This window comes from Achromobacter pulmonis (assembly GCF_002885955.2).
In the GTDB taxonomy this organism is placed as follows: Bacteria; Pseudomonadota; Gammaproteobacteria; order Burkholderiales; family Burkholderiaceae_B; genus Achromobacter; species Achromobacter pulmonis_A.
Genome location: NZ_POQS01000010.1, coordinates 154,941 through 174,273, shown reverse-complemented (window position 1 = coordinate 174,273; position 19,333 = coordinate 154,941). Strand labels below are relative to the sequence as shown.

Below are 19,333 nucleotides of genomic sequence, written 5' to 3'. Positions count from 1 at the left end.
GGTTCCTAAGATATCGGCCATGAACTCCCCACCGCCTGCCACGCCCCGCCGCCCCGGCCGTCCGCCGCGCCCCGACAGCGCCGCAATGCGCGCCCGGCTGCTCGACCTCGCCACCCAACGGTTCGCCGCGAGCGGCGTGGCCGCGACCACCATCGCCCACATCGCGCAGCTGGCCGGCGTCACGCCGGCCATGGTGCATTACTACTTCAAAAGCCGCGACCAGCTGATCGACGCCGTGGTGCAGGAACGGCTCGTGCCCGTCATCGCCTATGTCTGGGCGCCGGTGCCGGTAGCCGCCGGCGAGGCGCAGGAGCCGCCCGCGGACCCGGCCGCCACGGTGCGGGCCTTCATCGCCGAGATCGTCGGCCGCGTGGTGCGCAGCGCGGCCGAACGCCCCTGGCTGCCGGCGCTGTGGCTGCACGAAGTGGTCAACGAAGGCGGCCAGCTGCGCGAACGCGTGCTGCGCCACCTGCCCGCCGACCGCCTGCACGCCTTCGCCGCCCTGATCGCCGACTGCCACCGCCAGGGCGCCATCACGCCGGGCGTGGAGCCGCGGCTGGTGTTTCTTTCGCTGCTCGGCCTGACCCTGCTGCCCCTGGCCACGTCCAGCCTGTGGCGGCGCGTGTGGCAGGGCGACCCGCAGGCCCAGGCCCTGGACACCGAAGCGATCGCGGCCCACGCCATCGCCATGCTGACGGGCGGCCTGTTCTCGCCGGCCGCCCCTTCCCAGGCCTCTACAGGATGCTGACCATGCGCATTTCCACCGCCTTGCGCCGCCCCCTGCCCGCCGCCGCGGCGCTGGCCCTGCTGCTGGCCGGCTGCGGCAAAGACGAGCAGCCGTTCTTCCAGGGTTATGCGGAAGGCGAGTACGTCTACGTGGCCTCGTCCGAGCCCGGGCGGCTGGCCGACCTGCCGGTGCGCCGCGGCCAGCAGGTTGCCGCCGGCGCGCCCTTGTTCGCCCTCGAAGCCGGGCGCGAAACCGCCGCGCGCGAGCAGGCCAGCGCCCAGCTGGCCGCGGCCTCGGCCCAGTTGGCCGACACCGCCACCGGCAAGCGCCCGGCCGAAGTCGACGTCACCCGGGCGCAGCTGGCGCAGGCCGAGGCGGCCAGCCAGCGTTCGGCCGCGCAGCTGCGGCGCGACACCGAGCAGCTGCGCATCGGCGGCATCGCGCGCGCGCAGCTGGACGAAAGCCGCGAACGGGCGCGCGCCGACGCCGCCCGCGTGCGCGAACTCAAGGCGCAGCTGGACGTGGCCGCCCTGCCCGGACGCGACGAGCAGCGCGCGGCGCAGGCCGCCGACGTGGAAGCGGCCCGCGCGGCCCTGGCGCAGGCGGACTGGACGCTGGCGCAGAAACGCCAGGCCGCGCCCGCCGCCGGGCTGGTGTTCGACACCCTGTACCGCGTGGGCGAATGGGTGCCGGCCGGAAGCCCCGTGGTCAGCCTGCTGCCGCCGGGCAACATCAAGGTGCGTCTGTACGTCCCGCAGTCGGCGCTGGGCGTGTTGAAACTGGGCCAGCAGCTCATGGTGCGCTGCGACGGCTGCGGCGACCCCATCCCGGTACGCATCGACTACATCTCGACCCAGGCCGAATACACGCCGCCCGTGATCTACAGCCGCGAAAGCCGCAGCAAGCTGGTCTACATGATCCAGGCCCGGCCCGCGCCCGAGGCCGCAGCGCGGCTGCATCCTGGCCAGCCGCTGGAGGCGGCGCTGCAATGAGCGCGGCGCCCGCCCGGCAAAACGCCGCCCGCCCCTACGTCATCGACGTGCGGGGCCTGAACAAGCGTTTCGGCGACAAGCAGGTGGTCGACGACGTTTCGCTGCAGGTGCGCGAGGGCGAGATCTTCGGCTTCCTGGGTCCCAACGGCAGCGGCAAGACCACCTGTATCCGGCTCATGTGCGGGCTGTTGACGCCGGACTCGGGCAGCGGCACCTGCATGGGCTACGACATCCTGCGCGACAGCGAGCAGATCAAGCGCCACGTCGGCTACATGACGCAGAAGTTCTCGTTCTGGGACGACCTGAGCATCCGCGAGAACCTCGATTTCGTGGCCCGCATGTACGGCATGCCGGCGCGCCGCGAAACCGTGGAACGGGCGCTGGAAAGCCTGGGCCTGCAAAGCCGCGCGCGGCAGCTGACCGGCTCGCTGTCGGGCGGATGGAAGCAGCGGCTGGCGCTGGCCGCCTGCCTGCTGCACGAGCCGCGCCTGCTGCTGCTGGACGAACCCACCGCCGGCGTCGACCCCACGGCGCGGCGCGACTTCTGGGAGCAGCTGCACGAACTCGCCGCGCGCGGCATTTCGGTGCTGGTCAGCACGCACTACATGGACGAGGCCGAACGCTGCCACAAGCTCGCCTACCTGTCCTACGGCCGGCTGCTGACGCAGGGCACGGCCGACGACGTGATCGCCGAGCAGGGCCTGACCACCTGGGCCATCCGCGGGCACAACCTGGTGCCGCTGGCGCAGCGCCTGCGCGACGCGCCGGGCGTGGACCAGACGGTGGCCTTCGGCTCGGCCCTGCACATCAGCGGCCGCGACGCCGCGCTGCTGGAGCGCACGCTGCGGGACGCCGTCGCCGGCCAGGCGCTTGAACTGGAACGCATCGACACCAGCCTGGAGGACGTCTTCATCTACCTGATGAAGCGTTCCACCGACAACTACGCGAGCCCGCCATGAGTCCACGCCTGCAAGGCTTTTCCTGGTCGCGCTGGTGGAGCATGGTGCTCAAGGAGTTCCTGCAGCTGCGCCGCGACCGCATCACCTTCGGCATGATCGTGGGCATGCCCATCATGCAGTTGGCGCTGTTCGGCTACGCCATCAACACCGATCCCAAGCAGATGCCCACCGCCGTGATCGCCGCCGACCACAGCCCGTTCACGCGCAGCTTCGTGGCGGCGATGAAGGCGTCCGACTACTTCCGCATCACCGAGGAGCTGAAGGACGAGGAAGCCGGGCGCGCCGCGCTGGCCCAGGGCCGCGTGCTGTTCGTGCTGACCATCCCGCCCGACTTCAGCCGCCGCCTGCTGCGCGGCGAACGTCCGGCGCTGCTGATCGAGGCCGACGCCACCGACCCGATGGCGACCGGCCTGGCCATCGGCGCGGCCACCCAGCTGACGCAGGCGGTGGCGGAAAAAGACCTGACCGGCGCGCTGGCGCCGCTGGCCGGCGGCCAGCCGCCCTTCGAGGTGCGCGTGCACCGGCTGTACAACGAGGAGCAGATTTCGCAGTACAACACCGTGCCGGGGCTGATGGGCGTGATCCTGACCATGACGCTGGTGATGATGACCGGCCTGGCCATGACGCGCGAACGCGAGCGCGGCACGATGGAGAACCTGCTGGCCATGCCGGTGCGTCCGCTGGAAGTGATGACGGGCAAGATCGTGCCCTACATCGCCATCGGCCTGATCCAGGCCAGCATCATCCTGCTGGCGGCGCGCTTCGTGTTCCACGTGCCGTTCCAGGGTTCGCTCGTCAGCGTCTACCTGGCCTCGCTGCTTTTCATCGCCGCCAACCTGACCGTCGGCATCACGCTGTCGTCGCTGGCGCGCAACCAGCTGCAGGCCATGCAGCTGACCATGTTCTATTTCCTGCCGAACATCCTGCTGTCGGGCTTCATGTTCCCGTTCCAGGGCATGCCGGTCTGGGCGCAATACCTGGGCAACCTGCTGCCGTTGACGCATTTCAACCGGCTGATCCGCGGCATTCTGCTCAAGGGCAACGGCTGGTGGGACCTCTGGCCCAGCATCTGGCCGCTGCTGCTGTTCACCGTGATCGTCATGGCCGCCGCCGTGAAGTTCTACCGCCGCACCCTGGATTGAACCGACATGCTCCGCCGTCCGTCCACGCCTTGTCCTTCTCCCGCCGCGCCGCGGCGCCTGGCCGCGCTCGCCCTGGGCGCGCTGCTCGCCGGCTGTACCGTGGGGCCTGACTTCCAGACCCCCGCATCCCCGCAGGTCGACGCCTATCTTCCGCCTACGGCCGACGCCACGGCGGCCGACGCGGACCAGCGGCTGGTGGCCGGCGCCGACATTCCGGCCCAATGGTGGCGCCTGTTCCGCTCCGAGGCGCTCGACGCGCTGGTGCGCCAGGCGCTGGAGGCCAGCCCCACGCTGGCGCAGGCCCGCGCCCGGCTGCGCCAGGCCGGCGAGGAACTGAACGCCGAGACCGGCGGGCGCCTGCTGCCCTCGGCCGACGCCAACCTGTCGGCCGCGCGCCAGAAGGTGGACCCCTCGGCCTTCGGCGTGCCGGTGGCCGAGCCGCCGGCCCCGTTCACGCTCTACAACGCCTCCATCGACGTGTCCTACACGCTGGACCTGTTCGGCGGCAACCGGCGCGCGCTCGAAGGCCTGGGCGCGCAGGTGGACTACCAGCGCCACGAATTGCAGGCCGCGCGCATGGCGCTGGCCGCCAACGTGGTCACGGCCGCGATCCGCCAGGCCGACCTGGGCGAACGGCTGCAGGCCACGCGCGAACTGCTGGCGGCCCAGTCCCGCCAGCGCGACATCATGCGCCAGCGCCTGGACGCCGGCGGCATATCGCAGGCCGACCTCAGCAACCAGGAGCTGCTGGTGGCGCAGACGCAGGCCACGCTGGCGCCGCTGCAGTACCAGTTGTCGCAGGCCACGCACCAGCTGGCGGCCTACCTGGGCCAGCCGCCCGCCGCCCTGAGCGCGCCGCCCCTGCGGCTCGCCGACCTGACGCTGCCGCCGGACGTGCCCACCGGGGTGCCGTCGGCGCTGGTGCGGCAGCGCCCCGACATCCTGGCCGCCGAAGCGCTGTGGCACCGGGCCTCGGCCGACGTGGGCGTGGCCACCGCCAACCTATACCCGCAGTTCACGCTGACCGCCAGCTTCGGCTCGCAGCGCACCCGCGCCGGCGACCTGTCCGACGGGGTCAATGTGTGGAACCTGGGACTGGGCCTGGCCCAGCCGCTGTTTCACGGCGGCGAGCTGCGCGCCCGCCAGCGCGCCGCGCAGGCGGCATACGACGCCGCGGCCGCGGGCTATCGCCAGACCGTGCTGGACGGCTTGCGCCAGGTCGCCGACGCCCTGCGCGCCGTGCAGACCGACGGCGCGGCCTTCCAGGCCCAGGACGAGGCCTGGCGGCGCGCCGCCGAGGCCGAGCGCATCGCGCAGGGCCGCTATCGCGCCGGCGGCATCAGCCACCTGAGCCTGCTCGACAGCCAGCGCCAGCTGCTGGAGACGCGCATCGCGCGCAGCGCGGCCGACGCGGCGCGCTACGCCGACACCGCCGCGCTGTTGCAGGCGCTGGGCGGCGGCTGGTGGAACGAGGCGCCCCCGCCCTGAGGGCCGGCGCGCACCACAACGGTGCGGCAAACGCGCTTGGCCGAGAATTCGGGGCTGAAAGTGGCGTTGTGCAAGGTTTAGGAAACCGCAGGGTTCGTTGCATCATGCAGAGGCTTATGCTGCAAAGATAACAACGATTCATGAATGACTTACTCGATTTGATCGTCTTCTCGCCCGATGCCGGTCAATGCAAGCGCCGTAGCGGCGCACTGGCCGGAATGGGCTTCTCGCCCCGCCAGTGCCACGACTCCAACGGCCTGTTCCGCCTGTTCCAGGCCCGCCGCGCGCCCCTGCTGGTGATGGAGGCCGAGCTTTCCGATCTCTGCATGGCGGTGGCGGGCCTGCGCGCCATGGACACCGCCGCCGGCATCGTCGCCATCTCCAGCTTCGACTCCCCCGAAAACCGCATCCTGGGCCTGCATTGCGGCGCGGACGTCTGTTTTCCGGCCTCCGTGGACACGCCGGAAATCGTGGCCGCGCTGCAGGCGCTGGTGCGCCGCGTGCCGGCGGCGGGCCGGCGCAAGCCCGCCGAGTCCGAGCCGCAGCCGTCGGCGCAGGCGCCCAGCGGCGGCGGCAAGTGGCAGTTCCTCGACGCCGCCTGGACCCTGGTCAGCCCGCAGGGCACGCGGCTGTCGCTGACCCAGGCCGAACGCGAATTCCTGCTCAAGCTGACCGCCACCGCCGACAAGCGCCTGCCGCGCGCCGATGCGCCCGGGCTGGAGGCCCAGGGCGGACGCGAATCCATGCGCCGCACCGACGTGGTCGTGAGCCGGCTGCGGCGCAAGGCCCAGGACGTGAACGTGGAACTGCCGATCCGCACCGTCTGGGGATGGGGCTACGCCTTCACCGGCGACATCTAGCCTCCCGTCCCGCGCGGCGTATCATGCGGTCCAGGATCCTCTTTCGCCCACGCCGCCGTGGAAGTCTTTGAACGCCTGCAGGCCCTGCTGGCCAGCCACCAGGCCCGCTACCGCCTGATCGAACACCCCGCCGCCGGCCGCTCGGTCGAAGTGGCCGCCATCCGCGGCACCGCCGTCAGCCAGGGCGCCAAGGCGCTGGTCTGCCGCGTGAAGCTGTCGTCGAACCAGCGCAGGAACGTGCTGGCTGTTTTTCCGGCCGACCGCCAGGCCGACCTCGCCGCCATCGCCCGCGCCGCCGGCGGCAAGAAGGCCTCGCTCGCCTCGCAGGACCTGGCGCGCGAGCTGACCGGCTGCGAGATCGGCGCCATCCCGCCCTTCAGCTTCAATCCCGAGCTGCACCTGCTGGTCGATCCCAGCCTGCGCCACCGGCATGAGGAAATCGTGTTCAACGCCGGCCGCCTGGACGCCTCCATCCTGCTGAACACGGAAGACTACTTCCGGCTGGCCGCGCCCGAAGAAGCGTCGCTGGTCAAGGCCGCCCCCGAACTTCCCGCCAACCAGGTCTGAACCATGTGTCTCGCCGTACTGGCCCTGCGCACGCTGCCGGGCATTCCCGTCCTGATCGCCGCCAACCGCGATGAATTCCACGAACGGCCCACCCTGCCCGCCGCGCAATGGCCCGACGCGCCCGACATCTACGCGGGGCGCGATGGCCGGGCCGGCGGCACCTGGATGGGCGTGAGCGCCCGCGGCCGCTATGCGCTGGTGACCAATTTCCGCGAACCCGGCCATTTCCGCGACCCGGCGCCATCGCGCGGCGCACTGGTCGAAGACTATCTGCGCGGCGCCGAACCGCCCGCGGCCTACCTGGCCCGCGTGCACCGGGGGGACCAGGCCTACAACGGCTTCAACCTGATCGTGGGCGACGCGCGCTCGGCCTGGTATCTGAGCAACCGCGACGGCGGCCCGCGCGAGCTCGCCCCCGGCATCTATGCCCTGTCCAACCATCTGCTGGACACGCCCTGGCCCAAGCTCGCGCGCACCAAGGCGGCGTTCGGCGCGGTGCTGCGCAGCGGCCCGCAGCCCGACCTGCCCGCGCTCATGGCCGCCCTGGCCGACCGCCAGCCCGCCGACGACGCCGACCTGCCCGCCACCGGCCTGCCGCTGGAGCGCGAAAGACTGCTGAGCAGCCCCTTCATCGTCAGCCCTAACTACGGCACCCGCAGCTCCAGCGTGCTGGCGCTGCGCGAGGACGGGGCCGGACAGCTCGACGAAAGGCGCTTCGCCCCGGACGGCTCGGCCAGCGGCGAAAGCCGGCTGACATTTTCCTGGCAGCCGGCCGACACCATCGCTTGAGATCCCGGACGCCATACGCGAACTCCGCGCGCCGGCCAAGGTCGAACCTGTTGCCGCCCCGCGTGGCGCGGCGGCGACTGCAGCCGGCTCCGAGGCCGGCGATCCTATCGAGGAGCATCTCATGAACAAGCGTATCGAACGCTGCACCATGGCCGCCGCGATGGCCGTGGGCAGCATGGCCTTTGCCGGGATACTGTCGACCGTCCAGGCCGGCCTGCCGCCGGTGCAGCGCCAGGGCGCCGTCGAATATGTCAGCGGCGGCATCGGCCTGGATGAATCCGAAGCCATGAAGGCCGCCGCCAAGGACTACCCGCTGGCGCTGACCTTCGCCGCGCAGCGCAACGGCACGGCCGACTACGTGGCCAACGTCGGCGTGTCCATCCAGGACGCGCAAGGCAAGCCGGTGCTGCAGGCCACTTCCGAAGGCCCCTACATGCTGGTGAAGCTGCCGGCGGGCCGCTACAAGGTGTCGGCCACCTATAACGGCGCGGCCCAGGAGCGCGAGGTTTCGGTGCAGGGCGGCGCCACGGCGCGCGCCGTGTTCGAATGGAAGTAGCCGGCGGCCCTACACGCCGGTAAACAGAATCGCGATCACGAAGCCCACGCCGACCGCCCAGACCAGCGAGCGCAGCGCGCCCCAGTTGGCCAGGTACATGGCCAGATAGCCCAGGCGCACGCCCAGCCAGCACGCCATCAAGGTGGCCACGTGCGCGGGCGGCGCCTGGTTGTACAGCGCGAACAGCACCGCCGCATAGAAGAACGGCAGCGCCTCGAAAGCATTGTTCTGCGCCGCGTTGGCGCGGGCGCGCCAGCCTTGCTGCCGCGCCAGCCAGGCGCGCGGGTCGTTGTTGTCGAACTGGCGGCCGCCGGCCTTGGCGATGATCGTGGATACGAAAGGCAGCAACGCCGCGGCCAGCATCAGCCACGCAATGGTCTTCATGGTGCGACTCCCGGGTGAGCGATCCGCCGACGATAACGCAAGCAGCCCGGCCGCGCTTACACTCAGCGCTTTGCGCCCCTTCCCCGCCCGTGCCGCTGCTCAGCCCCTGGTCCGCCCTGTTTCTTGCCGCCGCCATGCTCTGGCCGCCGGCGACGCGGCGCTGGGCGCTGGCGCCGCTGGCCGCGGCCTACGGCTGGGCCTGGGCCGACGGCAGCATCGATACGGTGGCGCTGGCCTGGCTGGCGCTGCTGGCGCTGGCGGCCGCACTGGTGCAATCGCCATCCGGTCCGGCCGCGCGCGGCGCGGGACATGCGCTGTTCCTGGCGCTGGCCGCGCTGCTGTTCATGCATGCGCTGCCGGGCTTTCACAATCTGCGCGTGATCGAGCCGGCGCCGCTCAGCCCCGGCGCCGCGCCTTTCGGCATGTACCTGAACCTGGACAAGCCGCTGGCCGCGTTCTGGGTGGTGCTGGCGCTGGCCCCGCCGATGGCCGCCGCGCGGGCGCGCGCCACGCTGGCGGCGGCGGTGCTGGCCTGCGCCGCGGCGATCGCGGCCTGCCTGGGATGCGCGCTGGCCCTGGGCGTCGTGCAATGGGACCCCAAGTGGCCGCAGGCGGCCCCGGTCTGGCTGCTCAACAACGCCCTGCTGGTGACGCTGGCCGAGGAAGCGCTGTTTCGCGGTTATCTGCAGCAGCAGCTGAGCCAGCGCTGGCGCGGCCGTCCGTGGGGCGGCGCGGCGGCGCTGGCGGTAGCGGCCGTGCTGTTCGGGCTGGCGCACTACGCCGGCGGCTGGCAATGGGTGCTGCTGGCCACGCTGGCGGGCGCGGCCTACGGCCTGGCCTACCGCTATGGCGGGCTGGCGGCCGCGGTGCTGGCGCACCTGGGCCTGAACGTGGCGCACTTCGGCCTGTACACCTACCCGATGCGCGCCGCGTTCTGACCGCCTCAGGCCGGCAGCGCCGGATAGTCGGTATAGCCGCCAGGACCCGGCGCGTAGAAGGTGGCCGGGTTGGGCGTGTTCAGCGGCGCCTTGAGCGCGAAGCGGCGCGCCAGGTCGGGATTGGCGATGTACTGCACGCCGAAGGCCACGGCGTCGGCACGGCCGGCGGCGATGGCGGCCTCGGCGGATTCGCGCGTGTAGCCTTCGTTGGCGATATAGACGCCGCCGAACGCGGCCTTGAGCGCCGGCCCCAGGCTGTCGGGCGCCTCGTGTTCGCGCACGCACAGAAAGGCGATGCCGCGCCCGCCGAGTTCGCGCGCCACGTAGCCGAAGGTCGCGGCCGGGTCGGAATCGCCCATGCTGTGGATCTCGCCGCGCGGCGACAGATGCACGCCGACGCGGCCCGCGCCCCATACCGAAATACAGGCGTCGGTCACTTCCAGCAGCAGACGCGCGCGGTTCTCCACCGGACCGCCATAGGCGTCGGTGCGCAGATTGGTGCTGTCCTGCAGGAACTGGTCCAGCAGATAGCCGTTGGCGGCGTGCACTTCCACGCCGTCGAAACCGGCCTCCATGGCCATCTGCGCGCCGTGGCGGTAGGCCTGGACCACGCCCGGCAGCTCCGAGGTTTCCAGTGCGCGCGGCGTGACGTAGGCGCGCCGCGGGCGCACGTGGCTGACGTAGCCCTGCGGCGCGATGGCGCTGGGCGCCACCGGCAGTTCGCCGTCCAGGAACATCGGGTCGGAAATCCGGCCCACGTGCCACAGCTGCGCCACGATCCGCCCGCCGGCCGCGTGCACGGCGGCCGTGACCTTGCGCCAGCCCTTGACCTGCTCCGGCGTCCACAAGCCCGGCGTGTCGGCGTAGCCCACGCCCTGCGGGGTCACGGCGGTGGCCTCGGTCAGGATGAGGCCGGCGCCGGCGCGCTGCGTGTAGTACTCGACCATCAGGTCGTTGGGCACGCGGCCGGGGTCGGCGTGCATGCGGGTCAGGGGCGCCATGATGACGCGGTTGGGCAGCGTCAGTTCGCCGACGCGCAGAGGTTCGAATAGCTGGCTCATGCAAATCCTCCGCCCCCTGCCGGGGGCTACATATCCTGGTTGAGTTGCCGCAGGAACGCGGCGATCACGGCTTCGTTGCGACGGAAAAACACCCACTGCCCCACTTTCGTGGCCGAGATCAGGCCCGCGCGCTGCAGCACCGCCAGATGCGAAGACACGGTGGACTGGGACAGGCCGCAGCGGCTGTCGATGTGGCCCGCGCAGACGCCATGCTCGAAGCTGTGGCCCGGGCTTTCCTCGAAATAGGCCTGCGGCGTCTTCAGCCACGCCAGGATTTCGCGCCGCACCGGATTGGCCAGCGCCTTCAGGATGGCGTCGGCGTCGATGACGGGTTGCGCGGCATTGGAAGCAGTCATATTGAAATATCGCAATTTATCGAATCTTATATCGAAACTATTCGATATATAGTCATGCCCATGCGGATTCCAGGGCTATCGGCCGTCCACCCGGCCCGGCTTGAGGCTGTCGGCCCAGTCGCGCGCCAGGTCGCGCCGGGCCCGCCGGTTCACTAGCGCGGTGAGCGCCATGGCGAGCACCGCGCCGGCCGCGGCCAGCGCCATGTCCTTCTGCGCATCCCAGATATCGCCCTGGGTGCCCAGGTAGGCCGCGCCCAGCTCGCTGCCCACCGTGGCCGCCGCGCCCCACTCCAGCAGTTCGTACAGCGCCGAGGTCGACAGCGTGACGTCCATGGGCAGGAAATACGCCCAGAAACCGCGTACCTCGACCACGCGCAGGAAGATCTCGCGGATGGGATAGGCCAGCAGCAGCCCGTAGGAAAAATGCACCACGCGGTCGAAGTTGTTGCGCTCCCAGCCGACCAGCGCGTTGAAGCTGCCGCCGGTCAACGCGCGCCACCAGTCGTCGTACGGCACCAGCGAATACGTGTAGTGCGCCCCTATCGCGTGCAGGCACAGGTACAGGAAGATCAGCGTGTAGGACACGCGCGAAAACACGAACCAGCGGCGCGTGAGCAGTAGCGCCGCGCCGAAGGCCAGCACCAGCGCGTTCTCCAGCGCCCAGTCGGCGCGGTCGTGCGGCGAGATCGCCAGCGCCGTCCAGATGACCGCGAACAGCAGGCCCAGCGTGTACAGGTAGCGGCGCCGCGCGTCGGCCACGGTCACTCTCCCTCGACCCGGCCGCGCAGGCGCTTGATCTCGCCGTGCCGCACCTTGCGCTGCACGCGCCGGCGCTGCGAGGCGCGGGTCGGCCGGGTGGCGTGACGCGGCTTGTCGGGCCGCGCCACCGAACGCACCATGGCGAGCAGGCGCTCGACGGCTTCGGCGCGGTTCTTTTCCTGGCTGCGAAACGCCTGCGACTTGATCACGATGATCCCGTCCTTGGAAACGCGGTGGTCGCTGAGCGCGCACAGCGCGTCCTTGATCTCGTCGGGCAGGCTGGAGGCGCGCACGTCGAAGCGCAGGTGCACGGCGCTGGACACCTTGTTGACGTTCTGGCCGCCCGCGCCCTGGGCGCGGATCATGGAGAACGCCAGCTCGCGCTCATCCAGGTAGAGGGAATCTAGGACGTGAAGCATATGGCGGGAGTATATCCATGCCCTTGCGGGCGCGGTTACGCGGCGGCGCTGGCGAGCGATGCGCCGCGCCAAGTAAAATAACGCGCTTTGCCTGCTTTTCCGGCGTCCGGCCGCCGACACCATCCATGACTTATTCCGCCAAAGAAATCTTCAAGACGCTGCAGGGCGAAGGCGCCCATGCCGGCCGCGCGGCGGTCTTCTGCCGGTTCGCCGGCTGCAACCTCTGGAGCGGCCGCGAAAGCGACCGCGCCAGCGCCGCCTGCACCTTCTGCGACACCGACTTCGTCGGCACCGACGGCGAAGGCGGCGGCAAGTTCGCCACCGCCGAACTGCTGGCCGACACCATCGCGGCCTGCTGGGGTCCGGGCGCCGAAGACCGCTACGTGGTCTTCACCGGCGGCGAACCGCTGCTGCAACTGGACGCCGCGCTGCTCACGGCCGTGCACGCGCGCGGCTTCACCGTGGCCATCGAAACCAACGGCACCATCAAGCCGCCGGCCGGCATCGACTGGATCTGCGTCAGCCCCAAGGGCACCGCCCCGGTGGTGCTGGAGCGCGGCGACGAGCTCAAGCTGGTCTATCCGCAGGCCAACGCCCTGCCCGAGGCCTTCGCCCACCTGGACTTCGACCACTTCTTCCTGCAACCCATGGACGGCCCCGCACGCGCGGCCAACACCCGGCAAGCCGTCCAGTACTGTATGCAGCATCCGCAATGGCGGCTCAGCCTGCAAACCCACAAATACATAGGCATTCCATGATTTACCCCCGTCCCCTGCGGAGCGCGCCATGATTTCCGTGACCCGCAGGCTGGAGTTCGACGCCGGCCACCGCATTCCCGACCATCGCAGCCAGTGCCGCAACCTGCACGGCCACCGCTACGTGCTGGAGATCACCCTCAGCGGCGACGTGGTGCAGGCCCCGGGCGAGTCCGACAACGGCATGTTGATGGACTTCTCCGAGATCAAGCAGATCGCCAAGACCCACATCGTCGACGTCTGGGACCACGCGTTCCTGGTCTACGAGGGCGACGCCGCCGTGCGCGCCTTCCTGGACTCGCTGCCCGGCCACAAGACGGTGGTGCTGGACCGCATCCCCACGGCCGAAAACCTGGCCGCCATCGTCTTCGCCACGCTGGCGCCCCACTACCACGGCCACTACGGCGCCGAGCTGCGCCTGACCCGCGTGCGCCTGTACGAAACGCCCAACTGCTGGGCCGACTGCAACGGCTGAGCGCGCCCCGGCCGATCGCCCCATCCGAGCCCGGTTTTCCATCCCTGGAAAACCGGGCTCTTATCTTTTCGATTGAAACAATCAATGGAGATCTTCGTCATTTTCAATTAATAGTAAGCTAATAGATAGGATACAATCTATTCCATGAACACGCCCACCGACTTCCAGCTCATGGCCACCACGTCCAACCTGATGGTGCTGTCGCGCGCCTATCGCGGCGCCGCCGACAAGGCCCTGGCCGACTACGGACTTTCCCAGGCCACGGCCTGGCCCGTCATCCTGACCGGCCGTCTGGGAGACGGCGTGCGCCAGGGCGCCCTGGCCGAGGCGCTGGGCGTCGAAGGCCCCTCGCTGGTGCGGGTGCTGGACCAGCTTGTCGCCGCCGGCCTGATGGAACGCCGCGAGGACCCGCATGACCGCCGCGCCCGCACCCTGCACCTGACCGACGCCGGCCAGGCCTTGCGCGCGCAGGTCGAGGACGTGCTGGTCGAATTGCGCCGCCACCTGTTCCGCGGCATAGACGCGGCGGACCTGGAGGCCTGCCACCGGGTCTTCGAAAGCCTCAAGGCCGCGCTGGGCCGCAGCGGCGCCGGCGCGCAGCAACAGGACGAGCAGCCGTGAAACTGCCTACCCTGCGCGAAACCATCTTCTCGCTCCAGGCGTATCTGAGCGCCGTGCTGGCGCTGTACGTGGCGTACAGCATGGGCCTGCCGCGCCCGTTCTGGGCCATGACCACCGCATACATCGTGGCCCAGCCCTGGTCGGGCGCGGTGCGCTCCAAGGCGCTGTACCGCCTGACGGGCACCTTCGTCGGCTCGGCCGTCACCGTCTACATGGTGCCGCAGCTGTCGAACTCCCCGGTCGTCATGGTCGCGGCCATGGTGGTGTGGGTGGGCGTCTGCCTGTACCTGTCGGTGCTGGACCGCACCCCGCGTTCGTACCTGTTCATGCTGGCCGGCTATACCGCCGCCATGATCGGCTTTTCCAGCGTGACCGAGCCGTCCCTGGTGTTCGACACGGCGCTGGCCCGGGTCGAGGAAATCTGCCTGGGCATCGTCAGCGCCACGCTGGTCCACAGCATCGTGCTGCCGCAAGGCCTGGCCCCCACGCTGCTGCAGCTGCTGGACAAGGCGGTGCGCGGGGCGCGCAACTGGATGCACGACACGCTCAGCGGCCAGACCGACGAGCAGAAGGACCGCGACCGCCGCACGCTGGCCAACGACATCACGCAACTGCGCCTGCTGTCCACCCACGTGCCCTTCGACACCGGCAACCTGCGCTGGACCGCGGGCGCGGTGCGCGCCATGCAGGACCAGGTCGCGGCCCTGACGCCCATCGTTTCCGCCGTGGAGGACCGCATGCTGGCGCTGCAGGCCGACGGCCAGGCGCTGCCGCAGGAGGTTTCCGCGCTGCTGCGCGACATCTCCGAATGGATCAACGCCGGCGCGCTCGCCACGCACGAGGACGCCCTGCGCCTGCGCGCCGAGGCGGCCAGGCTCACGCCCGCCATCGACGGGCGCGCCACCTGGCGCGACGCGCTGCTGGCCAGCCTGATGACGCGGCTGCGCGAACTCATCGACACCTACGACCAATGCCTGGCCCTGCGCCGCGACATCCGCGCCGGGCTGCAGGGCGCGCCGCTGCGTCCGTCGCGCGCCAGGCGCGTTTCCTCCAATACCGTGCTGCACCGCGACCGCCAGCTCGCGCTGCTGTCGGCGCTGGCCGCCGGCGTGGCGATTTCGATCTGCAGCGCGTTCTGGATCGGCACCGCCTGGAGCAACGGCGGCTCGGCCGCGCTGATGGCCGCGATCGCCAGCTGCATTTTCGCCTCGCAGGACAATCCCGTGCCCGGCATCATGCAGTTCCTGACCTACACCATCTATTCCATTCCGCTGTCGGCGCTGTACCTGCTGGGCATCATGCCCGCCATCCATTCGTTCGAAATGCTGGTGCTGGCGATGCTGCCCACGGCCTTCGTGCTGGGGGTGTACATCTCGCGCCCCGCCACCGTCGGCAAGGCCATGGCCTTCGTGTTCGGCTTCGTGGGCACGCTGGCGCTGCAGGACACCCATACCGCCGACATCGTGTCCTTCATCGACGCGCAGATCGCGCAGAACATCGGCGTGGCCACCGCCGCCATCGTCGCCGCCCTCTTCCGCACGGTCAGCGCCGACCGCAGCGCGCGCCGCATCCAGGCCGCCAACTGGAAAGAACTGGAAATACTGGCAAGTTCGCCGCGCGCCCCCGAGCGCCACACCTACGCCGCCCGCATGCTGGACCGCATCGGCCTGCTGCAGCCGCGCCTGGCGCTGGCCAAGCGCCCGGACGACGTGGTCGCCGCCGACGCGCTCAAGGACCTGCGCGTGGGCCGCGACATCACCGAACTGCAGCGCGTGCGCCGCCACCTGCCCATGGCCGAGGCCGCCATCGCGCCGCTGCTGGCCAGCCTGGCCGGCTTCTTCCGGGCTCGCCAGGCCTGGCAGCCGGGACAGAAAACGCCGGAATTCCTGGCGCAGATCGACCGCGCGCTGTCCAGCGTCGCCAGCACCGCGCAGCACGAGGGCGCGCGGGCGCGCGCCGTGGTGGCCCTGGTGGGCATCCGCCGCGCCTTCTTCCCCGACGCCCCCGATTACCAACCGCCCCATCCGACGCTGGAGGGCCAGACATCATGATCGGCGAATTCAATCTCTACGGCATTTACTTCCCCTGGCTGCTGGTGCTGGGCGTGGCCACCCTGGGCATCGCCTGGGCCGTGCGCCGCGTGCTGGCCCGCGCCGGGCTGTACCGCCTGGTATGGCACCCCGCGCTGTTCGACCTGGCGCTGTTCGTGGTGCTGCTGTATGGCGTTTCCCTCATTTCCCCGTATTTTCTTCAGAGATCCGCATGAAACTCCCCAACGCCCTGCGCCCTTCCGCCATCGGCAGGTTCGCCGTGACGGCCGTCGTCGTCGCCGCGGCCGCCTACGCCGGCTGGCAGCTCTGGGTGCACTATGAAGTCGAACCCTGGACGCGCGACGGCCGCGTCAAGGCCTACGTGGTGCAGGTCGCGCCCGACGTCTCCGGCCTGGTCACCAGCGTGCCGGTGCACGACAACCAGGACGTGAAGGCCGGCGACGTGCTGTTCGAAATCGACCGCGCGCGCTTCCAGCTGGCGTTCGACCAGGCCCAGGCCTCGGTGCATTCGCAGCAGGTGGCGCGCACGCAGGCGCTGCGCGACGCCAAGCGCAACCGCGCGCTGGGCCGGCTGGTGGCCGCCGAGGCGCTGGAACAGAGCGAGACCCGCCTGCAGCAGGCCGAGGCCGCGCTGGCGCAGGCCGAAGTCCAGCTCGACACCGCGCGCCTGAATCTCGAACGCAGCCGCGTGGTCGCGGCCACCGACGGCCGCGTCACCAACCTGGACCTGCGCGCGGGCTCCTACGCCACCGCCGGCCGCGGCGTGATGGCGCTGGTGGACGCGGGCTCGTTCTACGTCGAAGGCTACTTCGAGGAAACCAAGCTGCCGCGCGTGCACGAAGGCGATCCCGTCACGGTGACGCTGATGGGCGATTCGCGGCTGATCCGCGGCCACGTGGAAAGCATCGCCCAGGGCATCGCCGATCGCGACCGCAGCACCGGCGCCAACCTGCTGCCCAACGTGAACCCGACCTTCAACTGGGTCCGCTTGGCGCAGCGCATCCCGGTGCGCGTGAAGATCGACGACGTGCCCGAAGGCGTGCGCCTGGTGGCCGGCCAGACCGCCACCGTGGCGGTCGACAGCCCGCCCCGGCATGCCTCTGCGCACACCCCGCAGTCTTCCTGATCCCGTCTTTACCCTCTTTACCCTTTACCCGACGCCATACCGTGTGATTGCCATGAATACCAGAAACCTCCTGCCGCTGATGCTGGCCCTTGCGCTGGCCGGATGCACCACCGTGGGCCCCGACTACCAGGTGCCCGCGGACGCGGTGGCCGAGCGGCAGAGCGCGCAGGCGCCTTTCGCGCAGGCCCAGGAGGACGTGTTCCGGCAGGACGCGGTGCCCGGCCGCTGGTGGCGCCTGTACAACGACCCCACGCTGGACGGACTGGTGGAAAAGGCGCTGGCCGCCAACACCGACCTGCGCGTGGCCGGCGCCAACCTCGAACGCGCCCAGGCCGTCCTGCGCGAAACCCAGGCGCAGCAGCAGCCCAGCCTCGGCGTCAACGCCTCGCCCACCTACGGCCACGCCTCGGGCCTGCAGGAAATGCAGCCCGGCATCGATCCGCCCAACCGCTGGTCGTACTCCGCCGGCGCCGGCGTGTCCTACCAACTGGACCTGTTCGGCCAGATCCGCCGCGCGATCGAAGCCTCCAGCGGCGACGCCCAGGCCGCGCAGGCCGCCTACGACGCCACCCGCGTCACCGTGGCCGCCGAAACCGCCCGGGCCTACGCCACCGTCTGTTCGGCCGGCATGCAGCTGGCTTCGGCCCGGCATTCGGTGAAAGTGCAGCAGGAATCGCTGGACGCGGTGCAGCGGCTGCAGCAGGCCGGCCGCGGCACCGTGCTGGACGTGACGCGCGCGCGCAGCCAGCTGCAGCAGCTGCGGGCCAACCTGCCGCCGTTCGAGGCGCAGCAGCGCACCGCGCTCTACCGCCTGGCGGCGCTGACCGGCCAGACGCCCGCGGAAATCACGCCCGCCCTGCTGCAATGCGCCGAGCCTCCCCGGCTGGCCGACACCATACCGGTGGGAGACGGCGCCGAACTGCTGCGCCGCCGTCCCGACATCCGCCAGGCCGAGCGCGCGCTGGCCGCCGCGACCGCGCGCATCGGCGTGGCCACCGCGGACCTCTACCCCAAGATCACGCTGGGCCTGTCGGCCGCCTCGGGCGGCCCCGCCACCATGTTCGGAGACCGCGGCACCTTCAGCTGGAGCGTCGGCCCCCTGATCTCCTGGACCATCCCCAACACCGGCGCCGCGCAGGCCCGCATCGCCCAGGCCCAGGCCGGCACCAAGGCCGCCGCCGCGCGCTTCGACGCCACCGTGCTCAACGCGCTGCGCGAAACCGAAAGCGCGCTGGTGGTCTACGCCCGCCAGCTCGACCGCGACAGCGCCCTGCGCGCCGCGCGCGACCAGAGCGCCGAGGCCGCCTCCCAGGCCAGCCAGTTGTTCCGCCTGGGCAAGACCGACTACCTGACCGTGCTGGACGCCGAACGCACGCTGGCCACCAACGAAAGCGCGCTGGCGGCCTCGCAGGCCGAACTCAGCAACGACCAGATCGCGCTGTTCCTGGCGCTGGGCGGGGGCTGGGAGAAGTAATCAGTGCACCGTGCTGCCGTCCGGCGGCGTCTGGTTCAGGCCCAGCGCCGCCTCCCAGCTGCGCAGCGGCACGCAGGTCTGCAGGCGCATGATGGCGCGCTCGATCAGGGCGGGATGCAGTTCGTGGCCCACGTGGGTGGCCACGTCGATGGTGGAATCGCCGTGCAGTTCGGTCAGGCGCGCCTGGGCGGCCTGGATGTGGGCCACGTCCATGACCGGATCGTCGGCCCCGTGCAGCAGGTGCAGCGTGGTGTATTGCGGCGCGGAGCGCGGCAGCTGGGCGTAGCGGCCGGAAAAGGCCAGGACGCGGCCGGCCATGCCGTCGTGGGCCTGGACCAGTTCCAGCGCCATGATGGCGCCTTGCGAGAACCCCGCCAGCGCCGTGTCGGACTGCAGCAGGCCGAAACGGGCCTGCGCCTGGCGCACATAGGCCTCCAGGGGCGGCAGGGCCCGCGCCACGCGTTCGGGGCGGTTTTCCTCGGTCACGCCGCGCACCGAGAACCATTGGCGGCCCGCGCCGCCGCCGTCGAAGGGCTCGAAGCCCTCGGGGATCAGCACGGCCGACGCCGGAAACGCCGCGCGCACGGCCTGGGCCAGCGGCTGCAGATTGTCGGGCGAGCCGCCCACGCCATGCAGCAGGATGAAAAGCTGGCGCACGTCGACGCCCGGATCGGGAAGGAATTCGATAGAACTGGAAGACGCCATGAGACTGCTCCGTACGGGCCTGGGGCCGCTCAGGCAGCCCCCTATTGCCGCATTGTAAAATGCGCGGCCCGGTGTCCCTGAAAGTCCGACACCCCAGATATGTGGCCCGCGTGCGCGGCCATCACCCAC

At 70.7% G+C, this 19,333-nt stretch carries 23 protein-coding genes; 17 read left to right on the top strand and 6 right to left on the bottom strand.

The genetic code is table 11. From position 1 onward, the window contains the following. The first annotated feature begins 19 nt into the window (after window positions 1-19). The 9 genes from C1I89_RS30735 (at window position 20) to C1I89_RS30695 (ending at window position 8,080) form a co-directional block, all read left to right on the top strand. A complete protein-coding gene (locus C1I89_RS30735) occupies window positions 20-748 on the top strand; it encodes a TetR/AcrR family transcriptional regulator (RefSeq protein WP_181391091.1) in 729 nt (242 codons plus the stop codon). A gap of 2 nt (window positions 749-750) precedes the next feature. Then, window positions 751-1,719, top strand: a complete 969-nt coding sequence (locus C1I89_RS30730) for an HlyD family secretion protein (protein ID WP_102776047.1) — start codon at window positions 751-753, stop codon at window positions 1,717-1,719. Then, complete coding sequence (locus tag C1I89_RS30725) at window positions 1,716-2,678, top strand: ABC transporter ATP-binding protein (RefSeq protein ID WP_102776046.1); 963 nt, start codon at window positions 1,716-1,718, stop codon at window positions 2,676-2,678. Before C1I89_RS30730 ends, C1I89_RS30725 begins: the two co-directional genes overlap by 4 nt. Beyond that, on the top strand, window positions 2,675-3,820 hold the full coding sequence (locus C1I89_RS30720) for an ABC transporter permease (protein ID WP_102776045.1): 1,146 nt from the start codon (window positions 2,675-2,677) through the stop codon (window positions 3,818-3,820). The genes C1I89_RS30725 and C1I89_RS30720 overlap by 4 nt, the downstream gene beginning before the upstream one ends. Window positions 3,821-3,826: 6 nt before the next feature. Continuing rightward, window positions 3,827-5,308, top strand: a complete 1,482-nt coding sequence (locus tag C1I89_RS30715) for an efflux transporter outer membrane subunit (RefSeq protein WP_102776044.1) — start codon at window positions 3,827-3,829, stop codon at window positions 5,306-5,308. Window positions 5,309-5,448: 140 nt separating this feature from the next. Then, entirely contained in the window at window positions 5,449-6,168 is a 720-nt protein-coding gene (locus C1I89_RS30710; RefSeq protein WP_102776043.1) for a response regulator transcription factor, read from the top strand. 57 nt (window positions 6,169-6,225) lie between these two features. Next, a complete protein-coding gene (locus tag C1I89_RS30705; RefSeq protein WP_102776042.1) occupies window positions 6,226-6,735 on the top strand; it encodes a YbaK/prolyl-tRNA synthetase associated domain-containing protein in 510 nt (169 codons plus the stop codon). A 3-nt stretch (window positions 6,736-6,738) separates the two neighbouring features. Next, window positions 6,739-7,524 carry an NRDE family protein gene (locus C1I89_RS30700; RefSeq protein ID WP_102776041.1) on the top strand — a complete coding sequence of 262 codons (786 nt, stop codon included), beginning with the start codon at window positions 6,739-6,741 and terminating at the stop codon, window positions 7,522-7,524. 121 nt (window positions 7,525-7,645) lie between these two features. Next, window positions 7,646-8,080 carry a carboxypeptidase-like regulatory domain-containing protein gene (locus C1I89_RS30695; RefSeq protein ID WP_102776040.1) on the top strand — a complete coding sequence of 145 codons (435 nt, stop codon included), beginning with the start codon at window positions 7,646-7,648 and terminating at the stop codon, window positions 8,078-8,080. Between the two features lie 9 nt (window positions 8,081-8,089). Here the strand turns inward: C1I89_RS30695 and C1I89_RS30690 are convergent, their stop codons facing one another. Continuing rightward, on the bottom strand, window positions 8,090-8,464 hold the full coding sequence (locus C1I89_RS30690; RefSeq protein WP_102776039.1) for an MAPEG family protein: 375 nt from the start codon (window positions 8,462-8,464) through the stop codon (window positions 8,090-8,092). A 134-nt stretch (window positions 8,465-8,598) separates the two neighbouring features. Between C1I89_RS30690 and C1I89_RS30685 the strand changes: the two genes are divergently transcribed. Next, a complete protein-coding gene (locus C1I89_RS30685) occupies window positions 8,599-9,402 on the top strand; it encodes a CPBP family intramembrane glutamic endopeptidase (protein ID WP_102776062.1) in 804 nt (267 codons plus the stop codon). Window positions 9,403-9,407: 5 nt separating this feature from the next. On the opposite strand, the gene C1I89_RS30680 is transcribed toward C1I89_RS30685, so the two are convergent. From C1I89_RS30680 to arfB, 4 genes are all read right to left on the bottom strand, one after another. Next, window positions 9,408-10,463 carry an alkene reductase gene (locus C1I89_RS30680; RefSeq protein WP_102776038.1) on the bottom strand — a complete coding sequence of 352 codons (1,056 nt, stop codon included), beginning with the start codon at window positions 10,461-10,463 and terminating at the stop codon, window positions 9,408-9,410. 26 nt (window positions 10,464-10,489) lie between these two features. Further along, window positions 10,490-10,819: an ArsR/SmtB family transcription factor gene (locus tag C1I89_RS30675; RefSeq protein ID WP_102776037.1), complete on the bottom strand. Its 330-nt coding sequence runs from the start codon at window positions 10,817-10,819 to the stop codon at window positions 10,490-10,492. 75 nt (window positions 10,820-10,894) lie between these two features. Next, entirely contained in the window at window positions 10,895-11,578 is a 684-nt protein-coding gene (locus C1I89_RS30670) for a DUF2238 domain-containing protein (protein ID WP_181391090.1), read from the bottom strand. Window positions 11,579-11,580: 2 nt separating this feature from the next. Further along, window positions 11,581-11,997 carry an alternative ribosome rescue aminoacyl-tRNA hydrolase ArfB gene (arfB, locus tag C1I89_RS30665; RefSeq protein ID WP_102776035.1) on the bottom strand — a complete coding sequence of 139 codons (417 nt, stop codon included), beginning with the start codon at window positions 11,995-11,997 and terminating at the stop codon, window positions 11,581-11,583. Between the two features lie 125 nt (window positions 11,998-12,122). Between arfB and queE the strand changes: the two genes are divergently transcribed. From queE to C1I89_RS30630, 7 genes are all read left to right on the top strand, one after another. Then, window positions 12,123-12,755 carry a 7-carboxy-7-deazaguanine synthase gene (queE, locus tag C1I89_RS30660; protein WP_102776034.1) on the top strand — a complete coding sequence of 211 codons (633 nt, stop codon included), beginning with the start codon at window positions 12,123-12,125 and terminating at the stop codon, window positions 12,753-12,755. Between the two features lie 28 nt (window positions 12,756-12,783). Then, a complete protein-coding gene (gene queD / locus C1I89_RS30655) occupies window positions 12,784-13,227 on the top strand; it encodes a 6-carboxytetrahydropterin synthase QueD (protein WP_102776033.1) in 444 nt (147 codons plus the stop codon). 144 nt (window positions 13,228-13,371) lie between these two features. Then, a complete protein-coding gene (locus tag C1I89_RS30650) occupies window positions 13,372-13,848 on the top strand; it encodes a MarR family winged helix-turn-helix transcriptional regulator (RefSeq protein ID WP_102776032.1) in 477 nt (158 codons plus the stop codon). After that, complete coding sequence (locus C1I89_RS30645; RefSeq protein WP_102776031.1) at window positions 13,845-15,899, top strand: FUSC family protein; 2,055 nt, start codon at window positions 13,845-13,847, stop codon at window positions 15,897-15,899. Before C1I89_RS30650 ends, C1I89_RS30645 begins: the two co-directional genes overlap by 4 nt. Further along, the gene (locus C1I89_RS30640; protein ID WP_102776030.1) at window positions 15,896-16,114 is read left to right on the top strand and encodes a DUF1656 domain-containing protein; all 219 of its coding nucleotides are present in this window, start codon (window positions 15,896-15,898) and stop codon (window positions 16,112-16,114) included. Before C1I89_RS30645 ends, C1I89_RS30640 begins: the two co-directional genes overlap by 4 nt. Then, window positions 16,111-17,025 carry an efflux RND transporter periplasmic adaptor subunit gene (locus C1I89_RS30635; protein ID WP_102776029.1) on the top strand — a complete coding sequence of 305 codons (915 nt, stop codon included), beginning with the start codon at window positions 16,111-16,113 and terminating at the stop codon, window positions 17,023-17,025. Before C1I89_RS30640 ends, C1I89_RS30635 begins: the two co-directional genes overlap by 4 nt. Window positions 17,026-17,077: 52 nt before the next feature. Continuing rightward, a complete protein-coding gene (locus tag C1I89_RS30630) occupies window positions 17,078-18,499 on the top strand; it encodes an efflux transporter outer membrane subunit (protein WP_102776028.1) in 1,422 nt (473 codons plus the stop codon). Here the strand turns inward: C1I89_RS30630 and ypfH are convergent, their stop codons facing one another. Then, on the bottom strand, window positions 18,500-19,204 hold the full coding sequence (gene ypfH, locus C1I89_RS30625; RefSeq protein ID WP_102776027.1) for an esterase: 705 nt from the start codon (window positions 19,202-19,204) through the stop codon (window positions 18,500-18,502). Window positions 19,205-19,333: the final 129 nt, after the last annotated feature.